At 44.5% G+C, this 23028-nt stretch carries 17 protein-coding genes; 10 read left to right on the forward strand and 7 right to left on the reverse strand.

Annotated features, from left to right (window positions below):
• Positions 1 to 41: 41 nt before the first annotated feature.
• The 5 genes from guaB to KJB35_RS08705 all read left to right on the forward strand — a co-directional run bounded on the left by guaB (position 42) and on the right by KJB35_RS08705 (position 7538).
• Positions 42 to 1508, forward strand: a complete 1467-nt coding sequence (gene guaB / locus KJB35_RS08685) for an IMP dehydrogenase (protein ID WP_017633908.1) — start codon at positions 42 to 44, stop codon at positions 1506 to 1508.
• Between the two features lie 99 nt (positions 1509 to 1607).
• Complete coding sequence (gene guaA / locus KJB35_RS08690; RefSeq protein ID WP_005383721.1) at positions 1608 to 3161, forward strand: glutamine-hydrolyzing GMP synthase; 1554 nt, start codon at positions 1608 to 1610, stop codon at positions 3159 to 3161.
• Between the two features lie 164 nt (positions 3162 to 3325).
• The gene (locus KJB35_RS08695) at positions 3326 to 4849 is read left to right on the forward strand and encodes a Na+/H+ antiporter NhaC family protein (protein ID WP_213908024.1); all 1524 of its coding nucleotides are present in this window, start codon (positions 3326 to 3328) and stop codon (positions 4847 to 4849) included.
• A 212-nt stretch (positions 4850 to 5061) separates the two neighbouring features.
• Positions 5062 to 6765, forward strand: coding sequence for a chitinase (locus KJB35_RS08700; RefSeq protein WP_054579030.1), 1704 nt, complete (start codon positions 5062 to 5064; stop codon positions 6763 to 6765).
• A 182-nt stretch (positions 6766 to 6947) separates the two neighbouring features.
• Positions 6948 to 7538 carry a GPR1/FUN34/YaaH family transporter gene (locus tag KJB35_RS08705; RefSeq protein WP_005381682.1) on the forward strand — a complete coding sequence of 197 codons (591 nt, stop codon included), beginning with the start codon at positions 6948 to 6950 and terminating at the stop codon, positions 7536 to 7538.
• 100 nt (positions 7539 to 7638) lie between these two features.
• Here KJB35_RS08705 and KJB35_RS08710 read toward each other — a convergent pair whose 3' ends face one another.
• Together KJB35_RS08710 and KJB35_RS08715 are read right to left on the reverse strand one after the other, a co-directional pair.
• A complete protein-coding gene (locus tag KJB35_RS08710; protein ID WP_005381681.1) occupies positions 7639 to 9186 on the reverse strand; it encodes a sodium:alanine symporter family protein in 1548 nt (515 codons plus the stop codon).
• A 307-nt stretch (positions 9187 to 9493) separates the two neighbouring features.
• Positions 9494 to 10750 (reverse strand): D-amino acid dehydrogenase, encoded by a 1257-nt coding sequence (locus tag KJB35_RS08715; protein ID WP_005383728.1) that lies wholly within the window; start codon positions 10748 to 10750, stop codon positions 9494 to 9496.
• Positions 10751 to 10856: 106 nt separating this feature from the next.
• Here KJB35_RS08715 and KJB35_RS08720 point away from each other — a divergent pair, with 106 nt between their 5' ends.
• The 4 genes from KJB35_RS08720 to KJB35_RS08735 all read left to right on the forward strand — a co-directional run bounded on the left by KJB35_RS08720 (position 10857) and on the right by KJB35_RS08735 (position 15523).
• Positions 10857 to 11768 (forward strand): LysR substrate-binding domain-containing protein, encoded by a 912-nt coding sequence (locus KJB35_RS08720; RefSeq protein ID WP_017635708.1) that lies wholly within the window; start codon positions 10857 to 10859, stop codon positions 11766 to 11768.
• A 117-nt stretch (positions 11769 to 11885) separates the two neighbouring features.
• The gene (locus KJB35_RS08725) at positions 11886 to 13154 is read left to right on the forward strand and encodes an O-acetylhomoserine aminocarboxypropyltransferase/cysteine synthase family protein (protein WP_213908023.1); all 1269 of its coding nucleotides are present in this window, start codon (positions 11886 to 11888) and stop codon (positions 13152 to 13154) included.
• Positions 13155 to 13361: 207 nt separating this feature from the next.
• On the forward strand, positions 13362 to 14693 hold the full coding sequence (locus tag KJB35_RS08730; protein ID WP_137281745.1) for an aspartate aminotransferase family protein: 1332 nt from the start codon (positions 13362 to 13364) through the stop codon (positions 14691 to 14693).
• Complete coding sequence (locus tag KJB35_RS08735) at positions 14684 to 15523, forward strand: 3-keto-5-aminohexanoate cleavage protein (RefSeq protein ID WP_047102133.1); 840 nt, start codon at positions 14684 to 14686, stop codon at positions 15521 to 15523. Before KJB35_RS08730 ends, KJB35_RS08735 begins: the two co-directional genes overlap by 10 nt.
• Positions 15524 to 15598: 75 nt before the next feature.
• Here KJB35_RS08735 and KJB35_RS08740 read toward each other — a convergent pair whose 3' ends face one another.
• The 4 genes from KJB35_RS08740 to KJB35_RS08755 all read right to left on the reverse strand — a co-directional run bounded on the left by KJB35_RS08740 (position 15599) and on the right by KJB35_RS08755 (position 20476).
• On the reverse strand, positions 15599 to 16966 hold the full coding sequence (locus KJB35_RS08740) for a Na+/H+ antiporter NhaC family protein (protein WP_115385756.1): 1368 nt from the start codon (positions 16964 to 16966) through the stop codon (positions 15599 to 15601).
• Positions 16967 to 17146: 180 nt separating this feature from the next.
• Entirely contained in the window at positions 17147 to 17734 is a 588-nt protein-coding gene (locus KJB35_RS08745; protein ID WP_005383738.1) for a DedA family protein, read from the reverse strand.
• Positions 17735 to 17938: 204 nt separating this feature from the next.
• A complete protein-coding gene (locus KJB35_RS08750; RefSeq protein WP_047102129.1) occupies positions 17939 to 19474 on the reverse strand; it encodes a bifunctional GNAT family N-acetyltransferase/carbon-nitrogen hydrolase family protein in 1536 nt (511 codons plus the stop codon).
• 120 nt (positions 19475 to 19594) lie between these two features.
• Complete coding sequence (locus KJB35_RS08755; RefSeq protein ID WP_047102126.1) at positions 19595 to 20476, reverse strand: LysR family transcriptional regulator; 882 nt, start codon at positions 20474 to 20476, stop codon at positions 19595 to 19597.
• Between the two features lie 398 nt (positions 20477 to 20874).
• On the opposite strand from KJB35_RS08755, the gene KJB35_RS08760 reads away from it, so the two are divergent.
• Positions 20875 to 21438, forward strand: a complete 564-nt coding sequence (locus KJB35_RS08760; protein ID WP_238843017.1) for a porin family protein — start codon at positions 20875 to 20877, stop codon at positions 21436 to 21438.
• Positions 21439 to 22121: 683 nt separating this feature from the next.
• Here the strand turns inward: KJB35_RS08760 and KJB35_RS08765 are convergent.
• On the reverse strand, positions 22122 to 22607 hold the full coding sequence (locus tag KJB35_RS08765; protein WP_238843018.1) for a DUF6795 domain-containing protein: 486 nt from the start codon (positions 22605 to 22607) through the stop codon (positions 22122 to 22124).
• Positions 22608 to 23028: the final 421 nt, after the last annotated feature.

Consider the following 23028-nt stretch of genomic DNA (forward strand, 5'->3'; position numbering starts at 1 on the left):
TGGATTGTTCTTTTTACTCCTCTAATTGTGAGATATTGCAAATGCTAAGAATTGCCAAAGAAGCGCTGACATTCGATGACGTACTACTTGTGCCAGCACACTCCACCGTTCTCCCAAACACAGCTGATCTTCGCACTCAGCTAACTAAGAACATCACCCTAAACATCCCAATGATTTCAGCGTCTATGGACACTGTTACTGAAGCTCGTCTAGCAATTGCGCTAGCGCAAGAGGGTGGCATTGGCTTTATCCACAAGAACATGTCTATTGAGCAGCAGGCAGCCGAAGTTCGTAAAGTTAAGAAGTTCGAAGCTGGTATGGTAACTGACGCGGTTACTGTAAACCCTGACGCGACCATCGCTGATGTTGTTGCACTCACTGAAAAGCATGGTTTTGCAGGTTTCCCTGTTGTCACTGAGAGCAATGAGCTTGTTGGTATTATCACTGGTCGTGACGTTCGTTTTGTGACGGACCTTTCTAAGAAAGTATCTTCAGTAATGACGCCAAAAGAGAAGTTGGCAGCAGTTAAAGAAGGTGCAACACGAGAAGAAGTGCAAGAGAAAATGCACGAAGCTCGTGTAGAGAAAGTATTGGTTGTGAATGATGAGTTCCAACTAACCGGTATGATTACTGCGAAAGACTTCCACAAAGCAGAACGTAAACCAAACGCATGTAAAGATGAGCGTGGTCGCCTACGTGTTGGCGCAGCCGTTGGTGCTGGCGCTGGTAACGAAGAGCGTGTTGCTGCTCTAGTTGAAGCAGGCGTTGACATTCTACTTATCGACTCTTCACACGGACATTCTGAAGGTGTACTAAACCGCATCCGCGAAACTCGCGCTGCTTACCCAGATCTAGACATCATCGGTGGTAACGTAGCAACAGGTGCTGGTGCTAAAGCACTAATCGAAGCTGGCGTAAGCGCAGTGAAAGTGGGTATCGGCCCTGGTTCTATCTGTACAACTCGTATTGTAACGGGTGTGGGAGTTCCACAAATCACTGCAATCGCAGATGCGGCAGAAGTGGCTAATGATTATGGTATTCCGGTTATTGCTGACGGTGGTATCCGTTTCTCAGGTGATATCTGTAAAGCAATCGTAGCTGGCGCATCATGTGTGATGGTTGGTTCTATGTTTGCAGGTACTGAAGAAGCGCCGGGTGAAGTGATTCTATACAACGGCCGTTCTTACAAGTCTTACCGTGGCATGGGTTCTCTTGGTGCTATGTCTCAAGGTTCTTCTGACCGTTACTTCCAGTCTGACAACGCAGCGGACAAGCTAGTACCAGAAGGTATCGAAGGTCGTATCGCATACAAAGGCCGTCTAAAAGAGATCGTACACCAACAAATGGGTGGTCTACGTTCAAGCATGGGTCTAACTGGTTCTGCAACTATCGAAGATATGCGTACGAAAGCTGAATTTGTACGTATCTCTGGTGCTGGTATGCAAGAGTCTCATGTACACGATGTTCAAATTACTAAGGAAGCACCGAACTACCGTCTAGGGAACTAATTACCTAACGGAAACGTTTGCTTTTTCCTTGAAGCATTAAGAAGAGGCGAGTACACTCGCCTCGGTTTTAATCACTTAGCCTTAAAAAGACTGCTCAAAATGACTAAAAATATCCATGACCAACGTATTCTGATCTTGGACTTCGGTTCTCAGTACACTCAATTAGTAGCACGCCGCGTACGTGAAATCGGCGTTTACTGTGAACTATGGAGCTGGGATGTAGAAGAAGCGGATATTCGCGAATTCAACCCAGATGGCATTATCCTATCTGGCGGTCCAGAAAGCGTAACGGAAGAGAACTCTCCACGCGCGCCTCAATATGTGTTTGATTCTGGTGTTCCTTTGCTTGGCGTATGTTACGGCATGCAAACCATGGCGGAACAGCTAGGAGGCAAAGTGGCGGGCTCTAACGAACGTGAGTTTGGCTACGCTCAGGTTAAAGTTTCTGGTGAATGTGCTCTATTTAAAGACCTTGAAGCAACTCAAGACGTTTGGATGAGCCATGGCGACAAAGTAGTAGAGATCCCAGCCGATTTCGTAAAAGTTGGTGAGACAGACACTTGTCCTTACGCTGCGATGGCGAATGAAGAGAAGAAATACTACGGCGTTCAGTTCCACCCAGAAGTGACACACACAAAAGGTGGCCTACAAATGCTTGAGAACTTTGTTCTTGGCGTATGTGGCTGTGAACGTCTATGGACTTCTGAATCTATCATCGAAGACGCGGTTGCTCGTATTAAAGAGCAAGTGGGTGACGACGAAGTTATCCTAGGTCTATCTGGTGGTGTTGATTCATCGGTAGTCGCGATGCTAGTTCACCGTGCAATCGGCGACAAGCTAACGTGTGTATTTGTTGATAACGGTTTACTTCGTCTAAACGAAGGTCAACAAGTTATGGATATGTTCGGCGACCAATTTGGTTTGAACATTATCAAAGTTGACGCTGAAGAACGCTTCCTCAAAGCACTTGAAGGCAAGTCTGACCCAGAAGAGAAGCGTAAGACTATCGGTCACGTATTCGTAGATGTATTCGATGAAGAGTCTAAGAAGCTGAAAAACGCGAAATGGCTAGCTCAAGGTACGATTTACCCTGATGTAATCGAGTCAGCTGCATCTAAGACTGGTAAAGCGCACGTGATCAAATCGCACCACAACGTGGGCGGTCTTCCAGATGACATGGAAATGGGTCTTGTTGAGCCACTACGTGAGCTGTTCAAAGATGAAGTACGTAAGATTGGTCTAGAGCTAGGCCTGCCTTATAACATGCTTTACCGCCACCCATTCCCAGGTCCAGGTCTAGGTGTTCGTGTTCTTGGTGAAATCAAGAAAGAATACTGTGACTTGCTACGTCGTGCTGATGCTATCTTTATTGAAGAGCTTCACGCTGCAGACCTATATGACAAAGTATCTCAAGCGTTCACGGTATTCCTACCAGTTCGTTCTGTTGGTGTAATGGGCGATGGCCGTAAGTACGATTGGGTTGTGTCTCTACGTGCGGTAGAAACTATCGACTTCATGACTGCTCATTGGGCACACCTACCATACGACTTCCTAGGTAAGGTTTCTAACCGTATTATCAACGAAGTTGATGGCATTTCTCGTGTTGTTTACGACATTTCTGGTAAGCCACCTGCGACAATCGAGTGGGAATAATTTTCCTCTAGACAGTTGAGTTTATAAGAACCAGCCTTCGGGCTGGTTTTTTTGTACTTCAAGTTTGTGAAGAGGTGGCTCAACTTTTTTTGAGAGATATATACATGCGGTTAAATTAAATATATATTCATTTTAATTGTTTAATTATCATAAATGGTATTGCTATGGAACAGGCTGACGTTACCTCTCTCATTCCCATCCTTATTACTCTTTTCCTCGCGCTGACCACAAGAAATGTCGTTGTTGGTTTATTCGCCGGTGTGGTGAGTGGTGTCGCTATGCTTGAAGGGACATTTGTCGAAAAAGGGCCACTAGACTCGTTTAGTGCATTGATGAAAAGCTATCTACTGCCGCAATTAACTGACAGCTACAATGCGGGCGTCATTTTGCTCTTGGTCTTTATTGGTGGCTTTGTTGCCTTGATGGAGAAATCTGGCGGTGGTGTGGCGTTTGCTAAAAAGGTCACTCAATGGGTGGCGAGTAAGTGCCAAGCTCAACTGTCCGCTTGGTTCGGTGGTGTGGTTATTTTCTTCTCTGACCTTGGTACACCGTTGATTGTTGGTCCTGTTTTTCGCCCTTTATTTGATAAGTTAAAAGTATCACGCCAAAAATTAGCTTTTATTATCGACTCTACTTCCTCTCCCGTCGCAATCTTGATCCCTTTTATCGGATGGGGCGTTTACATCATGGAATTGATTCAAAAAGAGTTTACTGCCCTGAATGTCAGTATGAGTTATTGGGATGCTTTCATTGGTGCGATCCTGTATCAGTTTTACGCCTTTCTTGCGATCGCGATTGTGCCGATTGTCTCTTTCTTCAAATTAGATTTCGGACCGATGGCGAAGGCTGAGCAACTAGCAGAGCAGGGCTCCGACTTTGGGAAAGTGCAGGAGTCCATGAATGTGTTTACGCATAAAAATGCAAAATCTAGTTTTGTATGGGCACCTTTGCTCGTTATGCTGGTGGTTCTATGTACCATCCTCGTGCCACACGGTTTTCCATTTCAAAAAGTGGCAGGATCAACGTTTAGGGCTGCACTTTCTTCTGCATATTTCTTCGCGGCCTTCACTTTAATTGCGCTGATGGCGTTTTATGGCGTAAGAAAGCTTTCGGATGGTATTCAGGTTTATCTGAAAGGGATGTCAAACATGATGTCAGTGGCGGTGATTCTGGTATTGGCTTGGGCGCTTAGCTCGGTTGGGAAAGAATTAGGTGCAGCTGCATACATTGCTGAACAAGCTCAAGCCGGTTTCCCTTACTGGTTATTGCCAGCGGTTGCGTTTTTACTGGCCGGTATTATCTCGTTCGCTACGGGATCATCTTGGGGGACGTTTGCCATCATGATGCCATTAGTGATCCCAACTGCCGTCGCGATTGATGCACCACTGTTGGTTTGTATTGGTGCGGTATTATCTGGTGGCTTGTTTGGCGATCACTGTTCTCCCATCTCTGAAACTACGATTTTGTCGTCGACAGGAGCGGGGTGTGAACAGTATGAGCACTTCCGTACACAATTACCTTACGCATTACTCAATGGAATGATCGCATTGGGGTGTTTTCTTTTAGCTGGAATCAACGCCTCACCAGTGATTGTGCTTGCCGCAATTATTTCTCAGTGTGTGGTTTATTTTGTGCTGTCTAAACAAAAGTCAACCGCGAAGCTAGAGGTGGTTTCGGCAGATCAATAAAGAGAGAAACATCACAAAGCGGAGGCTCACAGGGTCTCCGCTTTTCTTTTGAGTCAAGGTAACATTTTTCTTGTGACAAAATGTGTGTGAGGACCTATTTATTCATTTTGTCTCGCAGAATCAACGTACTTGGCTCGGTGTTTCGTATATATGATCCACTATATGTTTAGTTATTCCTCGTATATTGTATTGTTGAAATCCGGAGACTAGACATGTTTGCACTCAAACATCTTCCTCTTGCATTGAGTTGTGTCTTAGCAGCACAAGTGAATGCGAGTATGAATATTCAGCCCGATCCGCAAAATCCGAATGGTTATGTTATTGCTCGTGGTGACGTTCAAGCCGTAGAGCAAAGCAAAACTTCTGATCCTATGTATGCCATTTGGTCACAAGCATTAGAGACACGCCCGAACTCAGTAGTTGAAGCGATTGTTCCAGGGGCGACAACCAACCCAGAAAACGTGAAGCGTGTAGAGCGTGTATTCCCCGAAAGTGAGTGGGACTTCCTGACTCAAATGGCGGCACCTGAATACACTTACACGCGTTTCCTACGTGCAATTGGTAAGTTCCCTGCATTCTGTGGTGAGTACACAGACGGTCGTGATTCGGATGCAATTTGTAAAAAATCGATCATGACAGCGTTTGCTCACTTTGCACAAGAAACCGGTGGCCATATTTCGATCGATAACGTATCGGATAATCCGCTAGGGTTGGAAGAGTGGCAGCAAGCTTTGGTTCATGTGCGAGAAATGGGATGGTCTGAAGGGCAAGAAGGTTACACAACAGGTTGTGGTCAAAATGACTGGCAAAACAAACGCTGGCCATGTGAACCTGGACAAGGTTACTTTGGACGTGGTGCAAAACAGCTTTCTTACCATTTTAACTATGGCGCGTTCTCTGAAGTGATGTTTGATGGTGATGCATCTGTATTGCTAAAAAATCCAGGCTTGGTTGCGGATTCGTGGCTGAACTTAGCATCGGCTATCTGGTTCTTCCTAACCCCACAAGCACCGAAACCTGCAATGCTACATGTGATTGACCGTACTTGGGTGCCTTCACAGCGTGAGCTTGATGCTGGCATTGGTTACGGCTTTGGTACCACCATCAACGTGATCAATGGTGGTATTGAGTGTGGTGAGCAAAACAAGGATAAAGGTCAACCTGTTAACCGTATTCGTTATTGGGAAGGTCTTGCCGCCCATTATCAAATTCCAATTGAAGCCGATGAGACCAATACCTGTTGGCAGCAGACGCCTTACGGTAGCTTAAATCTGAATGGTGCGACAGACGTGTTGTACACCAACTGGGATGGAAACTGGAAATACTACTCAGATCGTCCGGGAGGCCACTCTTTTGAATGTGAACTTGTTGGTTTCCAAACGGCTTACTCTGCGCTAGTTGCGGGTGATTATGAGAAATGTGTAACTAACTTCTACCAATCTCATGCGGGTTGGCCAGAAGTTCGTGTAGTTGACAAGTTAGATCCAGTGGATCCGGTCGATCCGCCTGTAGGTGGTGTGGCAGCTTGGGATTCTGGCAAAGTATATAACACGGGGGAACAAGTCTCTTACCAAGGTGCTGTTTACGAAGCGAAATGGTGGTCACAAGGTAATGAGCCAACGAAAGGAGACCCGTGGAAGCTGGTTTCAGGCACTCCTACGGAGCCGCCTACAACGGAACCTGAACCACCGGTGACTGAGCCAGAGCCGCCCGTCACAGAACCTGAGCCGCCAGTAACCGAGCCAGAACCACCAGTGACAGGCAATTTTATTCAGTGGGAGCCGGGTGTAACGCAAGTCGCTAACGGCGATAAAGTGACGTACCAAAACAAATGTTTTGTTGCGAAAAATGGCCCAGGAGTGTGGGAAAGCCCAACGCAAAGCAACTGGTTCTGGGACGAGATTTCTTGTCAGTGATCGAGTAAAAAACAACCTAACCATCTATAAAGACTCTGCTTTTTTGCAGGGTCTTTTTTTATATATGTAGTGGTTTATTTATGGAATCTAAGTTTTCAATAACAGCTTTTCTCTTTTGTTCTGCAGCCCATTAAAATTCGCGCGCATTTTTTATCAACATTTTTGAAAAAAGGTATTTGTACATGTCGACAAAACTGGCTAACCCAGCACCGCTAGGTCTAATGGGTTTCGGTATGACCACTATTCTGCTCAATATTCATAATGCAGGATTTTTCCCAATTGACTCTATGATTCTAGCGATGGGCATCTTTTACGGTGGCCTTAGCCAAGTAATCGTTGGCATCATGTGCTTTAAACGCGGTGATACATTCGGCACAACTGCGTTTACTTCTTACGGTCTATTTTGGCTAACATTGGTTGGTCTAATCGTAATGCCTCACATGGGTCTTCCTGCAAGCCCTGCAAGCTTTATGGGTTGGTACCTAGCGCTTTGGGGCATCTTCACTGGTTTCATGTTCATTGGTTCTCTATGTTACCCAACAGCGAAGCAAGTGGTATTTGGTTCTCTAACTATCCTGTTCTTCTTGCTTGCTGCTCGTGATTTCACTGGTAGCGAAGTGATCGGTGCTATCGCTGGCTTCGAGGGTATCTTCTGTGGCGCAAGTGCAATTTACTTTGCAATGGCGCAAGTACTGAACAACGAATTTGGTCGTGAAGTATTACCTGTCGGTAAAGCAAAAATCGCTCGTAAAGTTGAAGCGGTTATCGCCTAAGCTGTTACTCATAATGAAGAAAGGGGGATTAACCATTGGTTAATCCCCCTTTTTTATGTCCTCAATCGGACCACTGCTTTTTCTTATTTATGTGATAACGCTATGTTGATGGTTGCTCAACAGTTTCTGCACTATTGCTGTCTGCCGTTGGTGCTTTACCCGTTTTACGTCGGTACTTATCTTCCCAGTAATCTGCGCCTTTAATGCCCAGTGCAACAGGGTTAAATGTAAAATCGGTCACACCACGTTTTTGTTGCTCTTCGTAGTCGTTCAGTGCTTTGAGTGCAGGCTTCGACATAAAGAAGATGATCAAAATACCGATGATGTTTAGCCACGCCATCAGTCCTACACCTACATCACCCATCGCCCATGCTAAGTTGGCGGTTTTCACGGTTCCGTAGAACACGGATGAAATAATGATGACTTTCAGAATAAACATCAGTCCATTTACTTTGAACGTACGACGAATGTAAGCAATGTTCGTTTCTGCAATGTAGTAGTAAGCCAGAATGGTCGTAAACGCGAAGAAGAATAGAGCGATTGCGATGAATGGTTTACCCACGCCAGGTAGTGCGCTTTCGATCGCCATCTGTGTAAACACAGGACCATTTGCACCAATATCCGCTGGTAGGTTTTGAACCAGGAATGTACCTTCAATCGCACCATTTACGTTGTACGCGCCAGTGATAAGAATCATGAACGCGGTTGCTGAACACACAAGTAGTGTATCGATGTAAATAGAGAAAGATTGAACAAGACCTTGCTGAGCTGGGTGATCAACACTCGCTGCTGCTGCTGCGTGAGGACCAGTACCTTGACCTGCTTCGTTGGAGTAAACACCACGTTTTACACCCCAGCCGATTGCTGCACCAACGCCTGCCATTGGTGTGAACGCGTCACCAATGATCATGCCGAAAATGCGTGGAACCTCACCAATGTTTAGAAGGATGATGACAAACGCAGTAATGATGTAAGCTAACGCCATAAATGGGACAACGACTTGGGTAAAGTTCGCGATACGCTTTACGCCACCAAAAATGATGAAAGCCAAAATGACACAAACAACCGTACCAGTGAAAATTTTAGCAAAACTGAAGGTACCAATAGCGGTTTCAATCATGTCACCTGAGCCAAATGCGGCTTCTACTGCGTTACCGATACTGTTCGATTGAACGCCAGGAAGTAGAACACCACAAGCAAAGATGGTCGCGATAGCAAAGATCCAAGCGTACCATTTTTGTCCCATTGCTTTCTCAATATAGTAAGCAGGGCCACCACGGAACTCGCCTTCGTCTTCTTCTTTATAAATTTGTGCAAGTGTTGATTCTGCGTATGCGGTTGCAGCGCCAAAGAAGGCTACGACCCACATCCAGAATACGGCGCCTGGGCCACCGAAACCGATAGCAGCAGCAACACCAGCAATGTTACCTGTACCTACACGGCCAGACAGTGAAACGGCAAGTGCCTGAAATGATGATATCCCTTTTGTTGAACTCTTCCCTGAAAGTAATAAGCGCCACATCTCAAAGAAGTGACGAATTTGTACAAAACGCGTCATGATTGAATAGAACAAACCTGCGCCAAGGCACAAATAGATCAGTACCGGGCTCCAAATAATTCCATTCAGAAAATCAACTAATGACTGCATGAGTATTTTCCCTGTTAGTTGTGTTTGTGGTTGTTTTTCACACAATACATTACCCTTTATGTAATGCAATTGTTAACTTTTTTAGCTACAAATCCTTTGTAGCGTGATGATGAACACAGAATGGAGAGTAGTTGTTAAAATTTGGTTCTTGTTGCTTATTTGCTCCTTTTAGGTAGAAGATTTGCCTGATGATTAATTATGCAGCACATTGTCATTTAAATGTGCTGCGATTTTGATGAGTTAAAAATGCCAGTGGTTATGCATTTTGTGGAGTAAGTGTCTGCCTGTTTTTTGTTCAGTCATGTCCTCAGGCGTAACGACAAAGGTTAAGCTCCGCATTATCCATCACTTTTGCTTTTTCACCTTTCATTACGCTTGCTAGCAATTGACCTGAACCACAAGCCATCGTCCAGCCCAGAGTTCCGTGTCCGGTGTTAGTAAAAAGGTTATCGTATTTAGTCGCGCCGATAATTGGTGTGCCATCAGGCGTCATTGGCCTAAAGCCGCTCCAAAACTCAGCTTGGCTGAAGTCACCACAACGAGGAAAAAGATCACGGATGACCATTTCGATGGTGTTTTTGCGCTTTTGTGGAAGGGAAGCATCAAACCCTGCTAATTCTGCGGTGCCAGCTACGCGAATTCTGTCATCAAATCGAGTCATAGCGACTTTATAGGTTTCATCCATCACAGTAGATCGAGGAGAGAAGTGTTCATCTTCCATCGGGATGGTGAGTGAATAGCCTTTGACAGGGTAGACCGGAATATCAATATCGAGTTGCTTGAGTAGCGCTGTAGAGTAGCTGCCAGAGGCCACCACATATTGGTCTGCTTTAAATTGTCCTCGGTTCGTTTGGACACCTATGATCTTTTTGCCTACTGTAACCCAATTGCTTACTTCAGTATCGAACTCAAATCGGACACCGTGTGCCTTAGCAAGCTCCGTTAGTTGTTGGCAAAATTGATGGCAATCGCCCGTTTCGTCATCAGGTAGATGCAAGCCACCAACCAGTTTGTCTTTCACAAGTGCAAGCCCTGGCTCTTGTTCAATACATTGTTCGACGTCCATTAGCTTAAATCGGGTTCCGCTTTGTTCAAGGAGCTGCATGTCCTTTTCAATGGCTTGCAGCTGTTGATGTGTTCGGAATACTTGCAAGGTCCCAAACTGACGTCCTTGATACTCAATGGCGTGTTCTTGGCGTAACTGTTCTAAGCAAATACGGCTGTGGTTGGCGATCGAAAGCATGCGAGCCTTGTTAACTTGATAGCGAGGTAGGGTGCAGTTCGCGACCATTTTACTTGCCCAGCGGATCATGTCGGCATTCAGAGTGGGTTTGATTTTAAGTGGAGCATGCTCCTCCATTAACCACTTAATGGCTTTAACAGGAACACCAGGCGCAGCCCAAGGCGAAGAATAGCCATATGAGATCTGCCCGGCATTGGCGAAGCTCGTTTCCATGGCACTGCTTGCTTGGCGGTCAATGACGGTAACTTGATAGCCTGCTTGAGATAAATACCAAGCAGAGGTTAAGCCGATAACGCCGCTGCCTAATACGATGACTTCCATTGATGCACTCCACACATTTATCAGAGTGCTCAGTTTCTTTTCTTTACCTTTTGTTAACAATCGATATAAATTACACACAGCGTTTAGAAAAACTATAGGCTCAAGGATGAAAAGTAATCTGATAAGTGGTTTGTGTTTATTTAGCCAAGTCGCGGAGTACAACAGCTTTACTGGTGCTGCAAGACATTTACACCTCACCACTGGTGCCATAAGCCAACAAATTATTCATTTGGAAGCGTTATTAGGTTTTACTTTATTTGAACGCCACTCTCGCGGTATTCGTTTAACCGTAAAAGGCACTCAGTTACACCAAGCGACGCAGTTTCACTTTTCGGAACTGAGCAAATTGCTTGATGAGCTCAAAGTAGAAAAGCAAACCAATGAAATTCGTTTGAAGTTGACGCCTTCTTTTGCTTTCAAATGGTTAGTCCCAAAGCTCGAAAGCTTCCATCATGATAATCCGGATATCCAAGTACAAATCTTTGCGGAAGGTGCGCTGGTAAATAGTGAGATAAAAGACTATGACGTCGCAATTGACTATGGTCTTCATCCTTATAGAAATGCTAACGCGGAGCTGATTTTGGATGAGCATCTGCTACCGGTGATGAGTCCAAAATACCTTGAGGATCATGGCTGGCTAAAAACGTTGTTTGGTGAGCAAAAAAACTCAATGCCAGTGAAGCAATGGCAAGAGGCGACGCTACTACACGATGCGATGCCATGGGAAAAAGCGACGCGTGACTATGAGTGGCTATATTGGGCGTCAGCGATGGGGTTGGATTTTAAAACCGATATCGGACACTTTTTTAATCGAACGGATATGGCAATGTCTGCAGCCGAAGCAGGCGTTGGGATTGCGATGGCACGAATGGCACTGATTGAGGATGAATTGACGACAGAGCGTTTGGTTTCTCCATTCAAACCGATTCCTGCTAATGCAGGGTATTACTTGATCATGAACACACGTACGAATGCGACAGAAACGTTTCGTCACTGGTTACTTGGACAGTTGAATTAGCGTTTTATCTCTGTGATTCATCCCTACGTTATTTGTTGAAAAATTGGGCAATATAAGTTTTAAGCAAGGTAAGTGCTTTTCTTGCCGCTATTTGAGTGATGAAAGACAGGGAAGAACATGAAAGACGAAACGCTATCTATCCATTTTGGTTACGAAACTGACCCGACCACCAAATCTGTCGCGACACCGATTTATCAAACAGTCGCGTACGAGTTTGACAACGCGCAGCACGGCGCTGATCTGTTTAACTTGGAAGTGCCGGGGAATATCTACACTCGCATCATGAATCCGACTAACGATGTTCTGGAAAAACGCATGGCGGCGTTAGAAGGCGGCATTGCTGGATTGGTCGTGAGTGCGGGGAGTGCAGCGATTAACTATGCGATTCTGACCTTAGCGCAAGCGGGCGATAACATCGTTTCTACGCCGCAACTTTATGGCGGTACTTATACCTTGTTTGCGCACATGCTGCCAAATCAGGGTATTCAGGTGAAGTTTGCTAAAGATGACAAGCCAGAAAGTTTGGCCGAGTTAATTGATGAAAATACCAAAGCGGTGTACTGCGAGAGCATTGGTAACCCTGCAGGTAATATCATCGATTTAGAACGTGTGGCGGAGCTTGCTCACGCACAAGGCGTGCCTGTGATTGTGGATAACACCGTCGCGACGCCAGTGCTGTGCAAACCCATCAAATTTGGTGCGGATATCGTAGTTCACTCTCTCACTAAATACGTTGGTGGGCATGGCACCACATTGGGTGGCGTGATTGTGGATTCAGGTAAATTCCCTTGGGCGCAGCACAAAGACCGCTTTCCTGTTTTCAACCAACCAGAACCTTCTTACCACGGCGTGGTGTATACCGAAGCGTTTGGTGAGGCGGCATTTATCGGGCGTGCGCGTACCGTACCACTGCGTAATACCGGAGCCGCATTATCACCGATGAATGCATTTATGCTTATGCAAGGGCTAGAAACGTTACCGCTGCGTATGGAGCGCCATACCGAGAACACACTCAAAGTGGCTGAATTCTTGGAACAGAATGACAAAGTCAGTTGGGTAAGTTATGCCGGATTGCCAAGTTCTGAACACTTCCATCTCGCCGAAAAATACATGAAAGGTAAGCCTTCTGCGATTTTGTCGTTTGGTTTAAAAGATGGTTATGACGCTGGTGTGCGTTTTTATGATGCTTTGAAAATCTTTAAGCGTTTGGTGAACATTGGCGATGCAAAATCATTGGCTTGTCATCCTGCATCGACGACTCATCGTCAATTGAGCGAAGCAGAACAAAAACAAGCTGGTGTGTCTCCAGAGATGATTCGTTTATCGGTGGGTATTGAACATATTGACGATATTCTAGCCGATTTAGAACAGGCACTAAACGCGTAAACGATTCTGTTTTTAGCTTTGGGTTACCCATAGGCCAGCCTTTAAAAAAGCTGGCCTATTTTTATTTTATTGTTTAAATATCAAGGGTTTTGGTGTTTTTGGTTTGTGGCATTCCAAAAGCTCATAGAGGGTGAGATTTATTCTCTTGTCACGTTTGGGTTTGTTCCTGATGATGTGTGCAAGTATTACACATTGGAAGGGACTCAAATGTCTTACGTATTTCACCGTCATTGCCATGCCACGCTACCAATCATCGATAGAGGTGAAGGTGTTTATCTATTCGATAAGCATGGAAAGCAGTATCTCGATGCTTGTGGTGGTGCTGCGGTATCAAACCTTGGCCACAGTCATCACGCCGTTAAAAAAGCCATGTTGGAACAGATCGAGCGAGTGCCATTTGCTCATACTGGATTTTTTACTAGTGACAACAGTGAGCGCCTAGCAGAATTGATTTGTCAGCACATGCCTGAACAGTTCAACCATGTGTATTTAGTCAGTGGAGGATCAGAAGCGGTGGAGTCGGCACTAAAAATGGCGCGGCAGTATTTCGTGGAATCAGGTAAGCCAGAGAAAAAGCAATTCATCGCGCGTCAGCAAAGTTATCACGGTAATACCTTGGGGGCTCTGGCTGTCGGAGGTAATGAATGGCGACGTGAACCGTTCAAACCCATCTTACACCCGAGCCATCATATCGCCCCTTGCTATGCTTATCGTTATCAGCAGAGTCATGAGTCGGAATTGGATTACTCATTGCGAGCGGCGAATGAGCTAGAGGCAAAAATTCTTGAGTTGGGGGCTGATAATGTCATGGCTTTTGTCGCTGAGCCCATTGTGGGAGCCACCGCTGGAGCTGTGCCTGCCACACAAGGTTACTTCAAGCGTATTCGCGAAATATGCGACCAATACGATGTGTTATTGATCTTGGATGAAGTCATGTGTGGCGTTGGACGCAGTGGCAGTTTTTTTGCGTTTGAGCAAGAAGAGGCAGAACCCGATCTGGTGTGTATGGCTAAAGGGCTTGGTGCGGGTTATCAACCTATTGGCGCGGTGGTTGCGAATGATCGAGTCTATCAAGCTATTGCTGATGGAAGCGGTTTTTTCCAACATGGTCATACTTTTATGGCGCACCCTGTGGCGTGCGCTGCTGCCGTGGCGACCATTCAAACCATCTTCCAAGATAATTTGTTAACGGCGGTGAATCGGCAAAGTGCTTTGCTGCGTAATGAGCTTACTTCTGCATTGGCCCATTTACCGTACATTGGCGACATTCGTGGTAAAGGTTTGTTTTTTGGCATTGAGCTGGTGGCGGATCAAGAAAGCAAGGCGCCTCTGAGTAAAGCCACATTGGCAGACAAACGCATCAAACAGCGAGCAATGGAAAATGGCTTAATGTGCTATCCAATGGGCGGAACGATTGATGGCGTTAATGGGCACCATATCTTGCTTGCGCCGCCATTCATTATTCAGCCTCACCATATTGATGAGCTAGTTGGCAAACTCTCATTAACGCTAAAAGAGGTAGCGAAGGAATGGAATTAGAAAATCGATGTATACGAGAGCCTATCGCTATTATCGTGGCCCCAAACGGTGCAAGAAAAACTAAGCACGATCACGCCAGCTTACCCATGACAACAGACGAACTGGTTGCAGAGGCTATCGCTTGTCAAACGGCAGGGGCTGCCATGATCCATTTGCATGCTAGAGACGCCAACGGACGTCATTCATTAGACATCGACGACAACATGGCAATTTACCATGCCGTGAAAGAAGCGGTGGGACAAAACATGATGGTACAGCTCACCACAGAGGCGGTGGGCTTGTATTCTCCGCCACAACAGATGGCGTTAGTTAAAGCTGTGAAACCAGAAGCGGCTTCTTTTGCATTGAGGGAGTTAATCCCTGATCGCGCAAGTGAGAAAGAAGGGCATGCCTTTTTCCATTGGGTGGCAGAACACAACATCGTGAGCCAAATTATTCTCTACGATGCAACCGACATTGAACGTTATTTCCAACTGCGTGATGCGGGCGTGTTACCTAAAACGCATCAGCATGCATTAGTGGTGTTAGGGCGTTATCACCAAGCTCAACAGTCTTCGCCATGGGATTTACGAGGTTTGAATTTGGCGCGTTTTGTCGAGGAAGAAATTCGATGTGCCATTTGTGCTTTTGGCGCGCGAGAGCAAGACTGTTTAGCGAGTGCGATGTTACTTGGATTCGATGTGAGAGTGGGGTTTGAGAATAACCACGTCGATGTGGCAGGCGAATTAGCAATCAGTAACGCGGCTCAGGTGGAAGCTCTACGCGATGTGGCGCATCGCTTTGCTATTCCTTTACACAGTGCGCAAAGTTTGCGTTCAGCTTTGAAGTAAATCTGCTCGCGGAAAAGAAAAAAAAGAAGAAAGGAAAGTAAAAAGGCTCCATCGGAGCCTTTTCGGTATTTGTCGTTAGTTCTCAGTTTGCGCTACAGGTTGACGAGCGGGGTGTTTGATAAACACCGCGACAACAGCCGCTATCGCTAATGCAAAACAGTAGTAAGAATTGGCAACTACTTCAAGTGGCGAGAGGTTGAACACGGAACCTAGCAGCAGTACTTGAGCACCGTAAGGCAACACGCCTTGCACCACGCATGAGAAAATGTCTAACAAGCTTGCTGAGCGGCGAGGAGAGACATTATTCTCTTCCGCCAGTTGGCGAGCAACGCTGCCCGATACAATGATGGCTACGGTGTTGTTTGCCGTACAGCCATTGACCATTGATACCAAACCTGCAATACCTAGCTCGCTTGCACGACTGTTCGCATGCTTAGAGTGACTAGAGCCAAACGCGTGGATAAGGCTACTAACGAAATTTGTTAGAAAAGCAAGACCACCTTGGCGACGCATCAGTTCACTCAAACCACCAATCAGCATGGATAACAAGAAGATCTCTTGCATGTTACCAAAGCCTTTGTAAACGTCTTGGGCTAGATTAGTTAGTCCGTAATTGTCAATCGATGCCAAGCTCACGCCGCCAGCCAAAAGAATGCCAATCGACAGAACCACAAACACATTCACACCAGATACCGCTAGGATCAAAATAGTGATGTACGGCAAGACTTTTAGCCACTCAATATCGCCAGTTGCAGGCACTTGAGTCGCGGTACTGTTGAAAGCGAACACTACAATCGCGATCAACGCCGCAGGTAAAGCAATACGAATGTTCTCTTTAAACTTGTCTTTCATCTCACAACCTTGAGAGCGTGTCGCCGCGATGGTGGTGTCAGAGATGATAGAAAGGTTATCACCAAACATAGCGCCGCTCAGTACAACGCCTGCGGTTAACGGTAAGCTCATTCCTGCTGATTCAGCAATACCCAACGCTACGGGGGCAACGGCTGCGATGGTACCCATCGAAGTCCCCATTGCTGTTGCGATAAAAGCAGAAATCAGAAAAATGCCCGGTAAAATCATGCTGGTTGGAATAGCGGATAAACCAAGGTTTACTGTTGCATCAACACCGCCAGAGGCTTTTGCTACCGCAGCAAAGGCACCTGCAAGCAGATAGATCATACACATTGCGATTATGTCTGGGTGGCCAACACCACGCATGAAGTGTTCGATTGAGCGGTTAAGTTTCTCTTTACTTAAAAGAAACGCAATGATGATGGCTGGTAATACCGCGATGGGTGCAGGCAGCTGGTAGAAGGCAAATTCCACGCCTTGCAAAGATAAGTAAGTGCCTACGCCAATAAATAGCGCAAGGAATACAATTAATGGGATCAGTGCGACCGCAGACGGTGCAACTGTTTTAGTAGTTTGTTGGGAACCGGACATGTAAACGACAATGTTAATGATAAGAGAGAAGAGCAGACTAATATCACATTTCTACATTGTCAACGTCTAGACGTCTAAATGGCTGTTTAAATTTTACACGTAAAGAAAAAGATAAAAGCTCGTGTTGCGTATCTCACTGATACCACGAGCTTTAGTTATGCGCTAATGAAGAGACTGTTGTTATTGCATTGATTTGGCTTTTTTGCGTTTAACAATACCTAAAACCATCCACGTAAATAAGACAGCAGCAAATGCCCATACCAGATATTTGTATTCGGTGTACAGGTTGCTCAACACGCTTAAATGCTCAAATGCAAAGTGAGTTAACAAGCTGAATACCAATACCCAAACCGTCGCCGCGAGGGCGTTACCGAGCAAAAACTCTCTACGTGGCATTTTCGCGATACCGCATGCAAGAGGCATAAATTGCTTCATTCCTTCAATAAAGCGGCTGACGACCAAGCACGTAGGGCCGTATTTCTGGATAGTTAATTGAAGCGTTTGCATCTTCGGGCCGGAAATGTAGCCTTTTTTATCTAACCACCCCTCAAAGTAATAACCGATTAAGTAGCCACAGGTATTACCAAAAAAGCAACTCAGCCACGATACCATCATTACCATACTTAGGTTCATGACTTGTTCTGACGAGAGCAAAGATGCCGCGATCATCAGTGATTGACCAGGCATCGGGATACCTATCCCTTCTAGAAATATACTGACAATCAGCGCAACGTAGCCATATTGCTCAAGCAAAGGCTTCATTGACATGAGAAGTTCGTTAATATGTTCCAAAAGCTTTCCCCTAATAAAAGCGGAACGAAGTTGGAGTGATACTCCGAATGTCCTATTGGGTCAATTCTTGTTTCTCACCGTTGAGAAAAACTGACATGCCTCTGATAATTGCGCTGAATCAACCTGCAGCTTGCTTTACTCGCCGCCACGCTCTTTGGTAGCGGCGAATTAGGGAGATCCTTATGACTCTTTGGCTTTGGTGAATGCACCATACAAATCAAGGCGGCGATGACGTAAGTTGGTGACAGAGCCTTCGGTATTAAGCTGTTTCAACTTAGTCAAATCAACATCAGCGAAGATTATCATTTCGGTGTTGGCGCTTGCTTCTGTCAAGGTCGCATCGTGTGGGAAATAGATATCCGACGGTGAGAATACGGCAGATTGTGCGTACTGGATATCGACATTATCAACACGAGGTAAGTTGCCGACACTGCCCCCAATTGCAACGTAGCATTCGTTTTCGATGGCTCGTGATTGGGAACAGATTCGTACTCGTTGGTAGCCATTTTTTGTGTCTGTCCAGAAAGGAACGAATACAATTTGTGCGCCTTGTTCTGCTAACATTCTTCCCAATTCAGGGAATTCGCTGTCATAACAAATCAGTATGCCGACTTTGCCCGCATCGGTTTCGAACACTTGAACATTGTCACCACCGTCGATCACCCAGTCTTTTTGCTCATGGGGCGTGATGTGGATCTTATATTGAGCGTTTATTTCACCATCTCGTTGCAGCAAGTAGGCCACATTATACAGTTTGCCATCTTCGATAACGGGCATACTGCCTGCAATAATGTTGATGTTGTAGGTGACAGCCATCTGCGAGAAGCGGTTTTTGATCTCTTCTGTAAAGCTAGCCAAAAAGCGAATTGCTTCGACGGAATTTTGGTCGTTTTGCAATCCCATCAGCGGCGCGTTAAAGAATTCAGGGAATAGGGCGAAATCGGCTTTGTAGTTCGCAAGAGAAGAAATGAAGAACTCAGCCTGATCGAGCAAGTCCTCTAAGTCATTCATAGCACGCATTTGCCACTGCACAACACCAATACGAATCAGCGTTTTTTCTACATCATGGACGGATTGAATATCCTCTTCGTAGAAAAAGTTATCCCACTCCAGTAGAGTTGCGTAGCCTTTAGAAGCACTATCCTCTGGCAAGTAACCACGCATAATACGCTTTACATCGAAGTCATTTGCAAGCTGAAAAGACAAAATAGGATCGTGAAGCTCACGGCGTTTTATCTTGTCGATGTATTCAGCCACGCTCAATTCGTCAGCATATTTGTGGTAATTCGGGATGCGGCCACCGGCTAAAATTGCTTTGAAGTTCTTACTCCGGCAAAGCTCTTTACGCGCATCATACAAACGTCGACCTAAACGTAGCCCTCGATAGTCCGGGTGGACAAATACATCGAGACCATACATTGCATCACCGGTTACTTGATTCTGTATGACGTTGTTTTCGGTAATGATGTCGGTATATAGATGAGGAAGAGAAAAGCGGTTGTAGTCCACTTTAATGGTTAATGCTGCACCGACTATTTTGCCGTTATCTTCAATACAGATTTGGCCATCAGGAAACTGATGAATGAGATCCATAATAGTCAGCCGTGGCCATGAGCCGCCAACATCAGGAAACACTAAGTCCATTAGTTCTGCAAGCTCAGGGTAATCCGTTGGCTCAATGGTACGTAATGAGAGTTTGGGCGAATTGCTGTCCATATCTTTCAATCCATTTATCCTTTTGAAACAGTGTTAATGAGAATGCCACAATTTGGAGCAGACAGATACTGAAGTCTTTGAGTTGTTTTGGTTTACCAAAAGCATTTCAAGAAAACAATATTAGCTTAGTTTGCTCTTCAACCATTCGTAAAACGCCGCCACTTTCTTAGCCGATAGGCGATAATTCGGGATCATCACGTAATAACCATAACCACTCTGTAAAGTTAGGTTGAGAATATGTTGGATATCCCCTCTCAAAATAGAATTCTGCGCCATAAAATCAGGAAGTAAGGCGAGTCCTTTTCCCATTTTGACGGCTTCGTAAGCTAGGTAAAAATGTTCAAAGCCTACAGAGTGATAGGTAACGGTTGATTCTACTGCATGTGCCGCCTTAAATTGCTCCCACAACTGAGGACGAGTGATTTGAGGTATCAGCGGATAGTCGCTAACAGCGTGCACATTCTTGAGTGCAGGAGCGTTAGTACAACCGACCAATAGTAGTATTTCTTCGCATAGTAAGTGGCTGTATTCATAATGCGTGGATAATGGAAGGCAGCGAATATGTAAGTCACTTTCGTTGCTCGAATCTTTGACGTTCCCATCCCCAGTACAGACTCTTACTCGGATGTTAGGATGTTGCTGGTGGAAGTCATCAATATTAGGTATCAACCAAAGACTGGCAAAAGAAGGGGTTACGTCCACGGTGAGTAATTCTTGCTTTGAATCTGACTGGATTAAGTTGGCAGTTGCATGCTGAATAAGCTCCAAAGCTTCTGTGACTTGCGGCAGATAACGCTTGCCTTCTTCGGTTAACTCAATACCACTCGCCCCTCTTTGTATTAAAGGTAAACCCACCAATTGCTCCAGCGATGCGATTTGTTTGCTTACTGCGCTTTGCGTAATACATAGGGCATCCGCTGCTTTAGAGAAACTGAGGTAATTAGAGACCGCGACAAACGTCCTTAATGCTCGAATAGAAGGGTATTCACTGCCTTTTAACATACTTCAGTTCCATTAAACTCTGCTTAGGCAAAGAGTAGAGTATTCACGGCTTGAAGCAAAGTAAGATGCAACGTATGTGTGATTAGCTTCCTTTCTTATAAAAACTAGCTAAGCGTTTTTTGACTGATTAATCTACAAGAGTATTTTAGATGTTTATTTAATTTCTTTGAAAAATCTACAAATTAACAAGAATCTTTTTCACATCAGCGATTAACCTCAATTTAGTATTGTTTATATAAAGTAAACAGACAGCTCTTTTTTTCTGTTTTTGTTCGGCGATCTTTAGAGTATTGTCAGTATTCTATAAAATTAAATATATTTTTCATTAATTTAAAGTTGGCATTGCATTTGCTCTTTACTATTCGAACCTTCAATGGAACTTATATTAGGAGAACGAAATGAAAAGCAATGTTGTTACTTTGATTAGCCTTTTTTCTTTAGCAACGTTTAGTACTTTATCACATGCTGCGGACTCCAACGATCATGGTGTATATGTTGGCGCCAACTACGGTTACTTAAAAGTTGATGGACAAGATGACTTTGATGATGACAGCGATGTTATTCAAGGTTTAGTTGGTTACCGTTTTAATCCTTACTTAGCGTTGGAAGGTGGTTACATTGATTTCGGTAGCTATGGTAATAACCTAGCAAATGCCGAAACGGACGGCTATACAGCGGCTCTAAAAGTTACCGCTCCCATTGCTGATCGTGTCGACCTTTACGCAAAAGGCGGTCAAATGTGGTACTCGACGGATTACAACGTTGCGGGCTTCCAAGGCAACAAAGATGATGAAGGTGTATTCGCTGGTGTCGGTGTGGGTTTTAAAGTTACTGATAACTTCTTAGTTAACGCAGAATATATGTGGTACGACGTAGAACTCAATGCGGAGAATGTCGCGAACGGTGCAAACACGGAAACAGACTTTAACCAAGCATCACTAGGTGTAGAGTATCGCTTCTAATATAGTTAGCCGTGCTGGACTCAATAAAAGTGCGAAGCAAAATAGCTTCGCACTTTTATTATTTATCATTCAAATAATTTAAGACCGATGAAGCGTATATATAAAACGATGGCTAATTTATTTTATTGTTACTCCAGGGTATTTAATACGTTACTAGCATGACTGTCTAGCCTTTTTACTAACCTTGAAAAACAAAGCTTTATTGCTCTACAAGTAATATTAGATAGGTTAATTTCCGCATTGCCTGACATTACATTTATGTGGCCTATAATACCGCGTACGTGTTCGTTACGTTCATTTTTTAGCTCTGAAATTAGCTAATTGAACCCAAGTAGCAAGGCCTACGGTCGCATCTGTTGTATTATATGACCCAGACCTGAAATTCTTAGTAAAGTCAAAGTTGAAGAGACTATTTTACTTACCCAACCATCAGTCATCCGAGCGTTATATCTCTTGTTGAAGTCAAGAAATACGTTGCGTTCTAGATAAGTTTAAGGCTTAGATTGTAGTGCCGATCACTCATTACTTGTAGCGTTATTGACATAACCCGGAACAGATTTTTTCCTAGTCCATGAGCGTGGAAGTCGATACCAGAACCTCCTTCTAACCGATACTCAATGCCCCCGTGAATGAATGGCCAAAGAGGAGGCATAGGAACTGGAGTTGCATCATGAGTGCATTATTTAATTTCCATACAAGTCAGAGTCTATATAACCAAATAAGTTACGTTGGCTGTTCACGTAGTAGTCATCGTTTTCTTCATCATCAATTGAAAAAGCAAAGTACTTAAGAGGGTTCTCAGTGTCACAAGCAAGGTTAGCCATGTTATTTTTTACGTAATCCTCTATTTTATAACCATCAAAGCTTCCTTCCCAAATAATAGTACTTTCATCATTGCTGAGTTCTGCGACTAAAACAATAGTTACATAGCGATCAATGAGAGGAGTGCTTATGACGTCTTTATTTTCATAGACTGGAGAAAACTCAAAGCGACCAGTACTGTCTGTGAATGTTGATAAGTCTATTGATTTCCCTGACATGCTTAAACCAATACTAAGGCTAACCTTTAGGCTACTAAGTGGTTTTCCTTTCTTTGTTAACACACCATTGATTTGCGGTGTGTATTGATTAACGTGTTCGTCATTCAATTTACTTTCTTCAAAATTCATTACAATGCTCACTAATATGACTGTAATAATTCCAGCAACTTAATTTTTCACAACAATATTTTCATTTTGAAATTTAAAAATCTATATATGTTGTGTTTCTGTTCAATATCTAAGGTTAACTTTGTGATTAGAGTTACATTATTTTTTGTAACTACTGTTTGTAGTCATTACATCTATAGAGTTGTAATGAAACAAGCGAGTAGGGACTAACAATGAATACATCAATCAATTCATCGAGGGAGATGAGTATAGACTTTAGACTTAGATCTAGTTATCTCTTAGAAAGGATAGGTAAGCAGAAGACTTTTAAGTTGCAGGGCTTTTAGTACCATGCTTTCTGCCTTTTTGATTAGTACTTATGAACTTCTTGTTTACTGATTAATACTCAACGAGTTTGTAAACCTACATGGGCCAAAGGTAT

Origin of the sequence: Vibrio sp. D431a, from assembly GCF_030248655.1 — a bacterium.
In the GTDB taxonomy this organism is placed as follows: domain Bacteria; phylum Pseudomonadota; class Gammaproteobacteria; order Enterobacterales; family Vibrionaceae; genus Vibrio; species Vibrio alginolyticus.